The organism is Stenotrophomonas tumulicola (assembly GCF_014117215.1).
Taxonomy (GTDB): domain Bacteria; phylum Pseudomonadota; class Gammaproteobacteria; order Xanthomonadales; family Xanthomonadaceae; genus Stenotrophomonas; species Stenotrophomonas tumulicola.
In genome coordinates this window covers 215,935-230,252 of the sequence record NZ_JACGXS010000003.1, presented here as the reverse complement: position 1 = coordinate 230,252, position 14,318 = coordinate 215,935, and the positions used below count along the sequence as shown (strand labels likewise).

Sequence of the window (14,318 nt, the reverse complement as noted above, 5' to 3'; positions counted from 1 at the left end):
ACTAGGCGACCCAAGGAGATCACGACAGGACGACAGTGAAGGCAGCAGGACGTTGGAGCATCGGGACCCTCATGCTGTTGCTGGCCGTCTGGGTCGGCGGGTTGCTGTATTACCAGTTGCCCGGACCGGAGTGGCTGGCTGCGCTGGTGGCGCTGGGCTGGCTGGTGGCTGCCACCTGGATGGCGCTGCGCGTTGCGCGCGGCCGGGCTGGCCGCCGCGTCCGCCTGGCTTACGGACTGTGCGTGGTCGCCGCCGGCGCCGGCTGGATGGCCCTGGCCCCCAGCCAGGACCGGGTCTGGGCCGATGATGTAGCCCAGCGCCTGCATGTGGTGTCCTTCGATGGGCGCCATGTGGTGCTCGACAATGTGCGCGACTTCAACTGGCGTACTGAAACGGACTACGACGCACGCTGGGTGCGCCGTGCCTACGACCTGGAGCAGCTGCGCTCGGCTGACCTGGTGCTGTCCTACTGGATGGGGCCGGCCATCGCCCACACGCTGGTGTCGTTCGGTTTCGAGGATGGGCGCCAGTTGGTGTTCTCGCTGGAAATCCGCAAGGAACGTGGCGAATCGTTCTCCGCACTGGGTGGCTTCTTCCGCAAGTTCGAGATGACCCTGGTGGCCTCGGAGGAGACGGACATCATCCGTACCCGCACCAATGCGCGCGGTGAGGATGTCTATCTGTACCGGCTGCATGGCATGAGCCAGGCGCAGCTGCGCACGCTGTTCGCCGCCTACATCGACCAGGCACGCGCGCTGGACGCCGAACCGGCGTTCTACAACACGCTCACCAGCAACTGCACCACCATCGTATTCGACCTGGCGCGGCATATCGCACCGGGCCTGCCGCTGGACTATCGCCTGTTGCTGTCCGGCTACCTGGCCGACTATGCCTTCGACCAGCAGGCACTGGTGCCGGGATACGATTTCAATACCCTGCATGCGCGTGGCCGGATCACGGAACGCGCGCTGCAGCCACAGGCTGCGCAGCATTTCTCCACATGGATACGCCGCGGCGTGCCGGGCACCCCCCAGGAAGACCCACGATGAAGTCCAACCCCGGCGCATTCTCCTGGCAGAACCGGCTGCGCCTGCTGCTGGCGGTGATGATCCTCGTGGCCGGCAGCGGCTGCGCCATGGTCACCGTCAAGCAGGTGGCCAATACCGATTACCTGACCACCAAGCGTGCAGACGTATTGACCACGGGCAAGCTCAGTGCGGCATCGCAGGAGACACTGAGCGTGGTCGGACTGGACGAAAGCCAGTGCGCCAAGGACGTTGTAGCGTGCCGGCATACATTGCTGGAAACCGATGGCATCAGCGCCGAACAACGGATGTCCGCCATGTCCGAACTGTGGGTGCGCACCGCGCTGGCGCTCAGCCCCAAGCCGAAGCACGCCGACACCGAGCCGATGAGCGATGCGGCCGTCGATGCGTGGCTGGAGGCCGCCCGCTATGCGTACGCCTACCTGTTCTTCAGCGGACGCGCGCCCTCCGACCGGGCTTTCGAGGACAGGCAGACGCAGGTCCGCGACTATTACAACTACGCGGCCGAACAGACCGCGTCGGTGGTGTTCCGGCGTGCGCGTGCATCGGCGCTGGAAGGGCAGGACTATAACGCCCCGGTCGCCGGCGAACGTTGGACCATCACTTCCGATTTCGATCGGCTGTCCATGCCGAGCGTCCCCACGCGGCTGGTTTCGGCGGCCACCATCAGCTTCGTCGGGTTGCGCAGCACCTACCGCCGCGATGGCTTTGGTGCCGAGCTGGTCGTGGTGATGGATCCGCCGAAACTGACCATGCCGCTGCCACAGGCCGATGCACCGGTCGACGGCACGCAACCGGGGCGGACAGACGAGGTGCCGCAGTACAGCGAAATGTCGTCGATCAATGCCACGGCGCTGCTGCGTTTCAAGGGGAATTCCCTGCAGGAAGTGCTGCAGACCAGCCAGGTGCTGTTGGATGTGTACTCGCCCGAGGCCACGGAGCACGTGGACCTGCATGGCGAGCAGGTGCCGTTGGCCGGGAACTTCACCGCCGCCTACGGGCTGTGGCTGGCGCAGAGTGGTTTCGCCCGGCAATCGCTGCGCACGCTGTTCGGCATGAGCGAGGGCATCAACGAGCCGCACATCTACCTGATGCAGCCGTGGGACCCTGACCGGCGCATCATCTTCATGCTGCATGGCCTGGGCAGCAGCCCGGAAGCGTGGGTCAACGTGGCCAACGAGATCATGGGCGAGAGTGACCTGCGCCGCGAGTACCAGGTATGGCAGGTCTACTATCCAACCAATGCCCCGATCGCGCTGAACCGCTACGAGATCGCGCGCGCGTTTGACGCCACGTTGAAGCACTTCGATCCCAACGGCCAGACCCGTGCTTCCGAGGACATGGTATTCATCGGCCATAGCATGGGCGGGGTGCTGGCGCGCCTGCTGGTCAGCTCTTCAGGGGAGCAACTGTGGGATGGCCTGCTGGCCCGGTACGAGCTGAAGGGTGAACGGCTGCAGCGGGTACAGGCTCGGCTCGGGCCACTGCTGCATTTCGATCCGCAGCCGAACGTGGAGCGCGCCATCTTCATCGCCGCCCCGCACAAGGGCACGGATATCGCCGGCAACCGGATCGGCCGCCTGATCGGCCGGTTGGTCAGGTTGCCGCTGACCATCCTGGGCAAGTTCGAGGACGTGTTCCTGACCTTGCAGCAGGCGGAGCCCCAGCATGAGGGCAGCGAAAAGCTGCGCGTGCCCAACAGCATCGACAACCTCAAATCCAGCGATCCATTCGTCAAGGCAGCCGCTTCGCTGCCGATCGAGCCCGGCCTGAAATACCATTCGATCATCGCCCACCGCAAGCCCGAGGTGCCGCTGCTGCAGTCCGATGATGGGCTGGTGCCCTACTGGAGTTCCCACCTGGACGGTGCGTTGTCGGAGAAGGTCGTCATTTCCGGGCACAGCGTGCAGGAAACGCCGCAGGCGGTGCTGGAGATCCGCCGCATCCTGCGCGAGGACGTCGACGAGGTCGGCGCCCGTCCCTGATCGTGCAACGGCGCCGGGCAAAAGCGTATCAGGGTAGTGACGGGCCATGCCCGTCCCCCGCGCGCAGCGCGGCACGCCCCTTCCGGAATGGCATCGTTCAGATCCGCCGCGCCACCACCGTGCCCAGCATGGCCAGTGCCAGCGTGACCGCGAAGCACAGCAGGTAACCCAGCGTCTCCCGCCCGCCTATGAAGGCGGCGAACAGCGAGCCCGACAGTGCCAGCGTGGTGGCCACTGCCAGTCCTTCGCTGAGTTGCAATGCCGAACTGTTGGCACCTTGTTCATGCGGCGCAGACAGCGACAGCGTGAGCACCGAGAGACTGGGGTAGATCAGTCCCATGCCCAGCCCGGTCAGCGACCAGCCCAGCAGGGCCAACGGCAGCGGCACGCCATCCTGCAGGGTGAGCGAGGTGACCAGCAGGCCGCTGCACATCATCCAGCTTCCCGCCTGCAGCAGTTGCCCGCGCGACCAGCCATGGCGCTGGTGGCCCTGCAGCCATGAGCCGGAGAACCAGCCCAGTGCGCCGAGACTGAGTGCGACCCCTGCCCATAGCGGCGACAAGCCGCGTTGGCGCTGCAGCAGCAGCGGCAGGAAGGCCTCTGCGCCGAAGAACGCGGAGGCGGCGATGCCACGCAGGGCGATGACGCTGGGCAGTCCGCTACGCAGCCGCAGCGTGCCGGGGGGGAGCAGGCGCTGGCCGCAGGCCAGCAGGGCGACCAGTGCGAACGTCATCGGCAGCGCGGCTGCCGCGCCCTGCTGCTGGCCTCCCAGGTACAGCAGCAGGGCCGCCAGCGCGGCACCCACGGCCCAGCGCACCACCGGCCGGGTCGCCGCGTCCTTGCGCACGTCCTGGCGGCTGGCGCGCAGGGCAGGCACCAGCAGCAGTGCGGCCGGCAACGCCAGCACCGGCACGGCCAGGAACACCCAGCGCCAGCCCACGTACTGCACGATCAGGCCGCTGAGTCCCGGCCCGATCAACGATGGCACCACCCAGCCGGCCGAGAATGCAGCGAATACCTTGGGACGCAGCGGCTCGGGAAAGGTGCGTGCCACCAGCACGTACAACGACACCGAGATGGCACCGATGCCGATGCCCTGCAGCAGGCGCCCGGCAACCAGCACCCCCATGCGTGGCGCCAGCCCGGCCAGCACCAGGCCGGACAGGAAGAAAGCCAGCCCCAACCAGAGCGGGCGCGCGGGACCCTGCTGGTCGCACAGGCGCCCTGCCACGGTCATGCCGATCACGCTGGTCGCCAGCGCGCCACCGAAGGCCAGTGCATACAGGCGCAGCCCATCCAGCGCCTGGGCCACGGTGGGCATCGCGGCGGCTACGGCCAGTGCCTCGAAGGCGACCAGTGCTACAAGCGCGACCATGCCCAGCGTCGTAGCCCGGTAGCGTGGCGACAGGATGGAGGTTTCGTCCGGCAAGGCCAGGGCGGCAGGGGCGTCGATGTTCATGGGAATACTTGTGTTGCCGAAGCGGGAACGGCAGCATCACACCTCAACCATGGTTCAGGTCAAGCGATGGCGATGCAGGAACTCAGTGTGGGTGAAGTGGCCAGGCGCAGCGGCGTGGCGGTCTCGGCGCTGCATTTCTATGAGCGCAAGGGACTGGTCCGCAGCCTGCGTACCGCAGGCAACCAGCGGCGCTATTCGCGCGATGTGCTGCGCAGGCTGGCGGTCATCCGTGTTGCACAACGCGTGGGCATGCCGCTGGAGGCGGTCGGGGCCGCCTTGGCCGAGCTGCCGGAAGGACGCACCCCGACCAAGGCCGAATGGGCGAAGATGTCCGCGCGCTGGCGTGCCGAGCTCGATGAGCGGATCCGGTTGCTTGGCTTCCTGCGCGACCAGCTGACCGGGTGCATCGGCTGCGGCTGCCTGTCCCTGAAGCGCTGCCGGCTGGCCAATCCGGACGATATGCTGGCCGAGCAGGGCGATGGCCCGCAGCGCTGGGAGTAGCCGCTGGTCGATCAGAACGCGAACACGTAAGACACGCCGTAGGCGAGCGGATCGATGTTCACCGTCCCCAGCTTCTCGCCATCCAGCTTGACCTTGCTGTCGATGTCCATCCAGCGCAGGTCCACGCGCAGCGCGCCGTTCTCGCTGACGGCGAAATCCACGCCTGCATGCGCGGCCAGGCCCCATGAATCCTGCAGCTTCAGCTTGCTGCCTGCCAATGCGCCGCCGGTGCTTTCGCTGAAGAACGTGGTGTAGTTGATGCCCGCGCCCAGGAAGGGCGAGACCTTGCCCTGGCTGTTGAAGTGGTACTGCAGGGTCACCACCGGCGGCAGGTGCTTGGTGCTGCCCACCCGGCCCAGCCCGGCGATGTCGATGTCATGCTTGAACGGCAGGGCCGCCAGCAGTTCGATGCCCAGGTTGTCGGCGATGAAGTACTCACCGGTGATGGTCGGCTTGATGTCGCTGTCCACGTCGACCTTCAGCGTGCCGCCAGCCAGCGCGCCATTGTTGGATTTCGGTGCCACCTGGTGGACGCCGGCCGACACCGTCCAGTCGCCCTTGGACTGGGCCATGGCGGTGGGGGCGGCGAGGGACAACGCGGTGGCCAGGGTGGCTGCCAGCAGGGAGGGGGAGGTGCGCATGGTGCAGGTCTCGTTGCGGGGTTGATGGACGAAGTCTCTGCCGCCGGCCCCCGCAACGCCTTGATCCGGATCAAATCCTGGCCGCCAGGCCGGCGCTTCACCGGCTTGGCCGCCAGTGGCCAGGTCGGTTTGCTAGACTTATGGGCCCTATCCATCCCGCCGCATCGTGCGCGGCTGCAGGAGTTCGTCAACATGGCAATCAAGGTTGGTATCAACGGTTTCGGTCGCATCGGGCGCAACGTCCTGCGCTCGGCGGTGCTGAACTTCGGCGACGACATCGAAATCGTGGCCATCAACGATCTGCTGGAGCCGGATTACCTGGCCTACATGCTGAAGTACGATTCCGTGCACGGTCGTTTCAAGGCCGATGTGTCCGTCGACGGCGGCAACCTGCTGGTCAACGGCAAGAAGGTGCGCCTGACCCAGGAGCGTGACCCGGCCAACCTGAAGTGGGACGAAGTGGGCGTGGACGTGGTGATCGAATCCACCGGCCTGTTCCTGACCAAGGAAACCGCGCAGAAGCATATCGATGCCGGCGCGAAGAAGGTGATCCTGTCGGCACCGTCCAAGGACGACACGCCGATGTTCGTCTACGGCGTGAACGACAAGACCTATGCCGGCCAGGCAATCATTTCCAACGCCTCGTGCACCACCAACTGCCTGGCGCCGCTGGCCAAGGTCATCAATGACAAGTGGGGCATCAAGCGTGGCCTGATGACCACCGTGCATGCGGCAACCGCCACCCAGAAGACCGTGGATGGCCCGTCCAACAAGGACTGGCGCGGTGGCCGTGGCATCCTGGAAAACATCATTCCCTCGTCCACCGGTGCGGCCAAGGCCGTCGGCGTGGTCATCCCGGAGCTCAACAAGAAGTTGACCGGCATGAGCTTCCGCGTGCCCACCTCGGACGTATCGGTGGTCGACCTGACCGTCGAACTGGAGAAGGAAGCCACCTACGCCGAGATCTGCGCCGAAGTGAAGGCACAGAGCGAAGGCGCGCTGAAGGGCATCCTCGGCTACACCGAAGACAAGGTGGTGGCCACCGACTTCCGCGGTGAGACCCATACCTCGGTGTTCGACGCCGAAGCCGGCATCGCGCTGGATGGCACCTTCGTCAAGCTGGTGTCGTGGTACGACAACGAGTGGGGCTATTCCAACAAGTGCCTTGAAATGGCCCGGGTAGTGGCGGCGAAGTAACCTGCCTGCACCTGCTGTGGCATCGCGAACCCCGGCTCCGGCCGGGGTTCGTCGTTTCAGCGTACGTGTCGATGAGCGTTTCCCGGATGGGCCGCGCCGCAGCCGGGTGCTACATCTGGGGTCCTGCCCTTCAGGACCACCGCCATGCCTGTTGCATTCATTCGACTGCTGCCTACCTCGATCCTGTTGTCCGTGCCGATGGCGCACGCTGCAACGATCGCCATGCAACCCCATCAGGATGACGCGTATCGCATTGCCGCCATCGTGCGGCAGATGGACCAGCCCCTGGCGCGGGCTGACGGCCTGCCGCGCACCACCTTGTCGTCCGATGGCAGCTGGAGCGTGGAACTTGGCGGACAGTTCCTGGAAGGCCAGCGTGGCCCGCAGATTCCGGCCGAACTCGATGCGCGGCTGCAGGCGATCCGGCTGGAAGTCATGCTGCAACGCGAGCGTCAGGGTGCGCCAGCGCAGGCGCTGGAATTCCGCTTCGATGGACACAGTCTGGAAGCGCATTACCCGGAACGTCCGCGACCGGCCACGCGCGTCGCGACGGAGGTGACCGATGTGTTCGTATCGGCCAGCCATGGCTACTACCTGCACGGCAAGCTCGGTTGGCAGCTGCAGCGGCCGCTCAGCAACGGGATGGTGGAGGACCTGGTGACGCCACGGTTCGCAGACCGCCTGGTGGCTGCGCTGCAGGGTGATGGGTACCAGGTGGCGTTGTCACGATCACGACAGCTGGTGTTGCACCCCGTGGCTGGACAGCCCTGGTGGCAGATGGCCGCGCGTTACAACGCGCAGGCCCTGTACCCGGCCCGGCCGGACATCTGGCAAAGCTATGCTGACCGCGATACCCCCCTGCGCGAATACAACGACGATATCCGCACCCGCCCGTTGATGGCCAACGAAATCGGCGCCGGTGCCCTGGTACACCTGCATACGAACGCGGCAGCCAGTGCGGCAGCCACCGGCGCGATGGGCTTCCATCAGCCGGGGCGCGGCGAAGACCAGCGTCTCGGGCATGTGTTGTTGTGCGCCATGCGCGACGCGATCCAGGCGCTGCCGCAGTATCACGATTATCGGGTCCGGGTTCAGCCGATGGGCGGGAACTATGGGGAAAACAGGCTGGCACTTGCACCGTCGATCCTGCTTGAACTGGGCTTCCATACCAATCCGCAGGATGCGGCGGCGCTGCAGGATCCTGTGTTCCAGGAGGCCGTGGCCCAAGGGCTGCGGCAGGGCTATGCCGAGTTCCGGCTGGGGGCCGGGGCGGAAGGAGAGCCCGTCTGCCAATGACTGCAACTGCCCGTCGGCGCTGCATGACGTAGCATGGCATGGTCGCAGCGGCGCCACCGGGGCGCCGACGTAACGCCAGGAAACCTCTGAATGGAAGCGTTGATCGTGATGCTGGTGTTGGCCGCGCTGGCTATCCCGTTGTTGCTGGTGGTGGCGTTGGTGATGATCGCGGGGCTGCGCCGACGTATTGGCGTGCTGGAACGCGCGTTGTTCGACGGCGCGGCGACTGCTGCAACGTCGCGTGAAGTGCCACGCCATGCCATGCCGGTGGACGAGGCTGTTGCCCCTGTGCCGCCTATGCCTGCCTCGCCGCCGCCAGCGGCGTGGGTGGCTACCCCGCCGCCCATCGCCCCCCCGCCACTGCCGGCCGGACCCACCCCGGTATCGGCCGGTCCCGGGTTGCTGGAGCGCGGTATCGCAGCCGCCAAACGCTGGTTCACCGAAGGCAACGTGCCAGTGAAGATCGGCATGCTGGTGTTGTTGGCCGGCGTCGCGGCGCTGCTGAAATATGTCAGTGACCAGGGGCTGCTGGATGTTCCGATCGAGCTACGATTGGCCGGCATTACCGTCGCTGCGCTGGCGCTGCTGGGATTCGGCTGGCAGCAGCGCGATCATCGTCGCCTGTTCGCGCTTGCATTGCAGGGCGGGGCCATCGGCGTGCTGCTGCTGACCATTTTTGCTGCGTTCAAGCGCTACGACATGCTGGATCCGGCCCTGGCCTTCATTGCCAGCATCGCCCTGGTAGCCGGGCTATGCGTGCTGGCAGTGGTGCAGAACTCGCGCACGCTGGCGGTGCTGGGCATCCTTGCCGGTTTCATGGCGCCGCTGTGGCTGTCCACCGGAAGCAACAACCACGTCGGTCTTTTCAGCTATTACGCAGTCCTCAACGCAGGTGTCTTCGCCATCGCCTGGTTCCGGCCGTGGCGCGCGCTCAACCTGCTCGGCTTTGTCTTTACCTTCGGTATCGGCATGGCATGGGGCGTGCTGCAGTATCGGGCCGAAGACCTGGCCACCACGCAGCCGTTCCTGGCATTGTTCTTTGCGTTTTACCTGCTGATCCCGTTGCTGTATGCGCGCCGGCAGCCTGCCGCCAAGCGCGACCTGGTCGATGGCAGCCTGGTATTCGGCACGCCACTGGTGGCATTTTCGCTGCAGGCCGCCATGCTGCACGACCAACCGATGCTGCTGGCCGGCATCGCGGTGGGCCTGGCGGCGCTCTATGCAGTGCTGGCCCGGGCGCTGGTGGCACGGGCGTCGTACAGGGTGCTGGCGCAATCGCATGCCGTGCTGGCGGTGGGATTTGCCACGCTGGCGATACCGCTGGCGCTGTCCGCGCGGGCGACCGGGGCGGTGTTTGCGCTGGAAGGCGCCGGGCTGGTCTGGCTGGGCCTGCGCCAGCGGCGCTGGTTGCCGCAGGCCAGCGGTGCGCTGCTGCAGGTTGCCGCGGCATTCGCTTTTGTCGTTGGCGCCGACTACTGGCAGGGCGACGCCCGGTTGCTGCTCAACGCAACCGCGATGGGGGCACTGCTGTTGGCGATTGCTGGCTTTGCTTCCGCATGGAGTTGCCGCCGCGCAGGCCGCGGCAGCGTCGGGCTGGTGTATTACCTGTGGGGCCTGTTGTGGTGGCTGGGCGGGCTGGTGCATGAATGCGTCCGCTTCCTGCCTGATCGGCATGAACCCGATGCGTTGCTGGTGCTTGCGGCAGTCACCGCGTGGATCGTTGCCGAAGTGCATCGCCGCCAGCCGGCGCAGGTGCTGGCACTGACCACGCTGTGCATGCTGGCTGCCGGTTTCCCGTTGCTGCTGTGGCAACAGCACGCGCATACGCAGCCTTTCGGTGGCATGGGGGGGCTGGCCTGGCTGGCGATGTTGCTGCTCGGCAGCCGCGCGTTGCATGCGCTGCGCCAAGGTGCTGGCATGGCAGCCAGCATCGCGCAGTTCCTGTGGTGGCTGCTGTGGCCGACGGTGCTGTCGTTGACGCTGCAGCAGCTGGCGCGTCATGCCGGGCTGGGGCAAGGCTGGATGGTATTGGCGCTGGCGCTGCCTTGGCTGCTGCTGGCAGCGCTGACGATACGACGCTGGCGTTGGATCAGCTTGCCGCTTGGGACCGCATTCGACGCCGCGCGGCCGGCTTTCCAGTGCCTGTTGTTCGTGGTGCTGGGCCTGGCCTGGCTGTGGGCGCACGTCCTGCCGGGGGACGCTTCGCCGTTGCCATGGTTGCCCCTGGTCAATCCGGCCGAGCTGATGCAGTGGGCGGCGTTGCTGCTGGCAGCGCGCTGGCTGTATTCGGAGCAGGCGCCACTGCCGTTGCGTCGCGGCCGGATACCGTTGCTGGCCATCGCCGGATTCATCGCACTGACCAGCCTGACCCTGCATGCGGTGCACCATTGGGGGCAGGTGGCATGGGATGGCGCGCTGTGGCGGTCCACGCTGGCCCAGACCAGCCTGACCGTGGTGTGGAGCGTATTGGGGGTGATCGCCTGGGTGTGGGGATCGCGCCGTGGCCAGCGTGTGTTGTGGACCGTGGGCGCGGTGCTGATGGCGGTGGTGCTGGCCAAGCTGATCCTGATCGATCGCCAGCACCTGGGTAACCTGCTGGGCATCGCCTCGTTCATCGCCTACGGCCTGTTGTGCACGGTAGTGGGATACTTCGCGCCGGCGCCACCGCGTCCGGCGTCTCTCGTGGAGGAGGGTGAATGAAGAAGTGGATGGTGCTGCTGGTGTTGCTGGCGGCTCCGGCGGTCGCGCAGGACTACCGGCAGCAATATGCCGAGCAATGGCCATTGAGCCTGTCCAGCGTGCAGTCCGGTGCGTACCGGGTGGTGCTGGAGCCGCAGGTCTATCGCCGCGCGCAGTCGCCGGCACTGGCCGACGTGCAGGCCTACAACGCGGCCGGCCAGGCGCTGCCTTCGGCATTGTTGGCACCCGACCAGCCGTTGGCGCAACCTCCGGTGCAGCGCGAGTTGCCGTGGTTCGTGCTGCCGCCACTGGATGCGCGCCGTCGCGACGATCTGCAGTTGTTGACCGAGCGTGACAGCGATGGGCGCGTACGCCGGGTCGAAGCACGGCTGGGTGCATCCGATGCAGGGCAGCAGGCGGGCGGCTGGCTGGTCGATGCCAGCGTGCTGGGCCAGCAGCCACTGGCTACGGTGGTGCTGGACTGGGCCGATCGCCAGCAGCCCTTGCAGGCGACGGTACAGGTGGATGCCAGCGACGACCTGCGCAACTGGCAGCGGATCGATGCGGCGCTGCCGCTGGTCGACCTGCAGCGCGCGGGCAAGCGCCTGCTGCAGCGTCGTATCGGCATAGACCGTACCGTTCGTTACCTGCGCGTGCTGCCCAATGCAGGGCAGCAACTGCCGGTGCTGCGCCGCGTGCTGGCCGAACTGCCGCCCGCACCAGCCACCATTCCCTGGGAATGGCTGTCGCTGCAACCGACCGCACAGGGGCAGGGGAGCTTCGAGTTCGAACTGGATGGACGCTTTCCGGTGAAGCGGCTGGATGTGTCGACCACCGACAACAGCCTGGTGCAGTGGACCGCCTACAGCCGCGATGATCGCAGCGCGGACTGGCAGCGGCGCATCGCGCCCTGGGTGGCTTACCAGGTAGAGGGTGCACAATCCGCACGCCAACAGTCGCCACCGCGTGAACTGGCGACGATACATCGCGACCGCTATTGGAAGTTGGTCGCCGAACCGGCGTCCACCGTCGGCACGCCGACCTTGTTGCTGGGTTACCAGCCCGAGGTGCTGGTGTTCCTCAGCCAGGGCGCGGCGCCGTATGCGCTGGCGGCAGGCAGTGCAACCGCAGTCCGCCATGATGCGCCGGTGGGCGTGCTGATCGACGACCTGCGGCAGCGCAACGGCCCGGCCTGGCAGCCTACCCTGGCCCGCCTGGAGGGGCCTTCGGAACGGCTCGCCGGTGATGCCGCACTGCAGCCGCCGCGTGACTGGAAACGCTGGCTGTTGTGGTCGCTGCTGGTGCTGGGCGTACTGGTGGTGGGCATCCTGGCGCTGGGCGTGCTGCGCCAGAAGCCCACCGACGCCTGATCGCGAGGCCACGGCAGGATGCGGGTATCCGCGTTTGCGATGCGTCGCTGCAGCCCGGACAATGGCGGTCTGCGCCGCAGGCGGCGCGCTTCCTTCCCTCGACAAAGAGTTGCCCATGTCCATCATCCGCATGACCGATCTCGATCTCTCCGGCAAGCGCGTGCTGATCCGGCAGGATCTGAACGTGCCGATCGAAAACGGCCAGATCACCTCCGAACAGCGCATCACCGCTTCATTGCCGACGCTGAAGCTGGCGCTGGAAAAGGGCGCGGCGGTGCTGGTCACCTCGCACCTGGGGCGCCCGAAGGAAGGCGTATGGAGTGAGGCGGAATCGCTGCAGCTGGTCGCCAGCCGCCTGTCGCAGCTGCTGGGCCGCGAGGTACCGCTGGTGCGCGACTGGGTGGACGGTGTGCAGGTGCAGCCCGGGGAGATCGTGCTGCTGGAAAACTGCCGCATGAACGTGGGCGAGGGCAAGGACGACGAGGCGCTGGCGAAGAAGTACGCCGCGCTGTGCGATGTGTTCGTGATGGACGCCTTCGGCACCGCGCACCGCGCGCAGGCTTCCACGCATGGCGTCATCCGCTTCGCTCCGGTTGCCGCCGGTGGCCCGCTGCTGATGGCCGAGCTGGACGCGCTGGCCAAGGCGTTGAAGGAGCCTGCCAAGCCGTTGCTGGCCATCGTCGCCGGCAGCAAGGTCAGCACCAAGCTGGAATTGCTGGCCAACCTGGTCGGCAAGGTTGACCAGTTGATCGTCGGTGGCGGCATCGCCAACACGTTCATCGCCGCGGCCGGGCATGGGGTGGGCAAGTCGTTGTACGAACCGGACCTGCTGGATACCGCGAAGAAGATCGTCGCCGATGCCAAGGTGCGCGGTGCCGATATTCCGCTGCCTGTCGACGTCGTGGTGGCCAAGCAGTTCCTGCCGGACTCGCCGGCCACGGTGAAGGCGGTCAACGAAGTGGACGACGACGACCTGATCCTGGATATCGGCCCGCAGACCGCCACGCAGTATGCAGCACTGATCCAGAAGGCCGGCACGGTGGTCTGGAACGGTCCGGTCGGCGTATTCGAATTCGAAGCCTTCAGCCACGGCACCGAGGCGCTGGCAAAGGCCATCGCCAGCTCGCCGGCATTCTCCATCGCCGGTGGCGGCGACACCTTGGCGGCGGTCGACAAGTTCGATATCGCCAATGAAGTCAGCTACATCTCCACAGGTGGCGGCGCGTTCCTCGAATTCCTTGAAGGCAAGACGCTGCCGGCGGTGGCGGCGCTGGAAGCGCGGGGTGCCTGAGTGCCCGCCATGGTCCCCGGGAACGCCGAGCCATGCCCGGCGGCTTCTTCGTCCAGCATTGCAGGCCTGTCCACTGCCCATGACGTGCTGTTCTTCGACCTTGACGGCACGCTGATCGATTCTGCCGTGGGCATCACCCGCTGCATCACGCACGCCTTTGAGCGGATGCAACAGGTGGCGCCTCCACTGGAGGCGCTGCGCAGCTGGATCGGTCCTTCGCTGCGGACGAGCTTCGGCCCGGTGTTCAACGACGCCGATAAGGTTGAGCAGGCGGTGGAGTTCTACCGGGAACGATTCGATACCGACGGTTGGCGCGAGCACGACGTCTTCGACGATATCGAAGACACCGTGCGCACGCTGAAGGCGCGTGGCCACCGCCTGGCAGTGGTCACGGCGAAGAACGAACCCCATGCACGGCGGATCGTCGAACACCTGCCGTTCGGCGATTGCTTCGATGACGTCATCGGTGCAACCCCGGACGGTTCGCGCAGCAGCAAGCCGCAACTGGTGGCCGAGGCGCTGTCGCGGCTGTCGTTGCGGCTTGCGCAATGCTGGATGATCGGCGACCGCCGGATGGACATCGAGGGTGCGCGCCACCACGGCCTGCGCAACATCGGCGTGCTGTGGGGCTTTGGCGGTGCCGAAGAGCTGCGCCAGGCCGGCGCCGGAGCACTGGCCGAGCGCCCCACGGACCTGCTGGCCCTGATATGACAAAAAAAGGGGACGGAGGTAATTAAGGCGACTTAATTACCTCCGTCCCCTTTTTTGTCGCCGATGTCCTGCAGACAACGGCAAGAACAAGGCGGCGCAAGGCTGTAACCGTGTACATGGGGTGTGAAGGATGTGCTAGTTT

At 66.3% G+C, this 14,318-nt stretch carries 11 protein-coding genes; 9 read left to right on the top strand and 2 right to left on the bottom strand.

Features of this window, described 5'->3' with window-relative positions; all coding sequences use genetic code 11:
- Positions 1–71 precede the first annotated feature (71 nt).
- Together H4O11_RS08885 and H4O11_RS08880 are read left to right on the top strand one after the other, a co-directional pair.
- The gene (locus H4O11_RS08885; protein WP_182339063.1) at positions 72–1,049 is read left to right on the top strand and encodes an Lnb N-terminal periplasmic domain-containing protein; all 978 of its coding nucleotides are present in this window, start codon (positions 72–74) and stop codon (positions 1,047–1,049) included.
- Entirely contained in the window at positions 1,046–3,031 is a 1,986-nt protein-coding gene (locus tag H4O11_RS08880; RefSeq protein ID WP_182339062.1) for an esterase/lipase family protein, read from the top strand. Before H4O11_RS08885 ends, H4O11_RS08880 begins: the two co-directional genes overlap by 4 nt.
- Positions 3,032–3,128: 97 nt before the next feature.
- Here H4O11_RS08880 and H4O11_RS08875 read toward each other — a convergent pair whose 3' ends face one another.
- Positions 3,129–4,490: an MFS transporter gene (locus tag H4O11_RS08875; protein ID WP_182339061.1), complete on the bottom strand. Its 1,362-nt coding sequence runs from the start codon at positions 4,488–4,490 to the stop codon at positions 3,129–3,131.
- Between the two features lie 66 nt (positions 4,491–4,556).
- On the opposite strand from H4O11_RS08875, the gene soxR reads away from it, so the two are divergent.
- Positions 4,557–4,991, top strand: a complete 435-nt coding sequence (soxR, locus tag H4O11_RS08870) for a redox-sensitive transcriptional activator SoxR (RefSeq protein WP_182339060.1) — start codon at positions 4,557–4,559, stop codon at positions 4,989–4,991.
- 11 nt (positions 4,992–5,002) lie between these two features.
- Here the strand turns inward: soxR and H4O11_RS08865 are convergent, their stop codons facing one another.
- Positions 5,003–5,632, bottom strand: a complete 630-nt coding sequence (locus H4O11_RS08865; protein ID WP_182339059.1) for an OmpW/AlkL family protein — start codon at positions 5,630–5,632, stop codon at positions 5,003–5,005.
- 192 nt (positions 5,633–5,824) lie between these two features.
- Between H4O11_RS08865 and gap the strand changes: the two genes are divergently transcribed.
- The 6 genes from gap (at position 5,825) to H4O11_RS08835 (ending at position 14,176) form a co-directional block, all read left to right on the top strand.
- The gene (gene gap / locus H4O11_RS08860) at positions 5,825–6,829 is read left to right on the top strand and encodes a type I glyceraldehyde-3-phosphate dehydrogenase (protein ID WP_182339058.1); all 1,005 of its coding nucleotides are present in this window, start codon (positions 5,825–5,827) and stop codon (positions 6,827–6,829) included.
- A 144-nt stretch (positions 6,830–6,973) separates the two neighbouring features.
- Positions 6,974–8,125, top strand: a complete 1,152-nt coding sequence (locus H4O11_RS08855) for an N-acetylmuramoyl-L-alanine amidase family protein (protein ID WP_182339057.1) — start codon at positions 6,974–6,976, stop codon at positions 8,123–8,125.
- 90 nt (positions 8,126–8,215) lie between these two features.
- Positions 8,216–10,825 carry a DUF2339 domain-containing protein gene (locus H4O11_RS08850; protein ID WP_182339056.1) on the top strand — a complete coding sequence of 870 codons (2,610 nt, stop codon included), beginning with the start codon at positions 8,216–8,218 and terminating at the stop codon, positions 10,823–10,825.
- Positions 10,822–12,174, top strand: a complete 1,353-nt coding sequence (locus tag H4O11_RS08845) for a DUF3999 domain-containing protein (protein WP_182339055.1) — start codon at positions 10,822–10,824, stop codon at positions 12,172–12,174. The genes H4O11_RS08850 and H4O11_RS08845 overlap by 4 nt, the downstream gene beginning before the upstream one ends.
- A 115-nt stretch (positions 12,175–12,289) precedes the next feature.
- Entirely contained in the window at positions 12,290–13,465 is a 1,176-nt protein-coding gene (locus H4O11_RS08840; RefSeq protein WP_182339054.1) for a phosphoglycerate kinase, read from the top strand.
- A 66-nt stretch (positions 13,466–13,531) separates the two neighbouring features.
- The gene (locus H4O11_RS08835) at positions 13,532–14,176 is read left to right on the top strand and encodes an HAD hydrolase-like protein (protein ID WP_425506028.1); all 645 of its coding nucleotides are present in this window, start codon (positions 13,532–13,534) and stop codon (positions 14,174–14,176) included.
- The last annotated feature ends 142 nt before the right edge of the window (positions 14,177–14,318 follow it).